Genomic DNA, 767 nt, shown 5'->3' with positions numbered 1-767 from the left:
GTGACGTGGGATACCTCCCGTTTCGTTATTTCATTGCAAGCATCGGGTACGATGGGTTATGCCTCATCCGCTAGCGCGGGGACTTATATCGGCGACCTGTTAAAACTGGACGAAGGATCGGGTGCCACCGCTATCGAACCCGCCAAAGCAGAAACGATTGCTGAGGCGGTAGCGACACTGGGGGCGGTGTCCAGTGGTTGGTACGGGTTGGTTATCGCTGATAACTCTCTGACGGATGAAGATGTTTTGTCTGTGGCTGATTACATCGAGTCCGCGTCTGTGTCCCGTATTTATGGACATACAGCACAGAAAACAGATGCATTGGATACTGATATTGACACTGATATCGGCTCAAAGCTGAAAGGTGGAAACTATCAGCGCACGCTCTGGCAATATTCATCCGGTAAACCGTATACCGCTGCATCTCTGATGGGGCGGATGTTTACGGTGAATTTCAACGGCAATAACACCACCATTACCTTGAAATTCAAGCAGGAGCCCGCTGTAACCGCCGAAAGTCTGACTGCCACTCAGGCTAACGCCTTGAAGAAGAAAAACGGCAATGTTTTTGTCAAATACAACAACGACACGGCCATCATTCAGGAAGGCGTCATGGCGAACGGGGATTTCATCGATGAGCGCCACGGTCTGGACTGGTTACAGAACTACGTTCAGAACAATCTTTATAACCTGCTTTACACCAGCACTGGCAAGATCCCACAGACCGATGCAGGAGTTACCCGTTTACTCACCAATGTTGAGCAATC

1 protein-coding gene is annotated in these 767 nt (G+C 49.9%); it reads left to right on the top strand.

The window, feature by feature from the left end; all coding sequences use genetic code 11:
* On the top strand, positions 1 to 767 hold a 767-nt coding region (locus tag ACGF7G_RS22535; protein WP_387468518.1), incomplete at both ends, for a DUF3383 family protein.

This window comes from Photorhabdus sp. RM323S (genome assembly GCF_042879375.1).
GTDB classification, from domain to species: Bacteria; Pseudomonadota; Gammaproteobacteria; order Enterobacterales; family Enterobacteriaceae; genus Photorhabdus; species Photorhabdus tasmaniensis.
The sequence above is the reverse complement of the archived record's forward strand: the minus strand, read 5'-3'. Positions and strand labels throughout refer to the sequence as shown.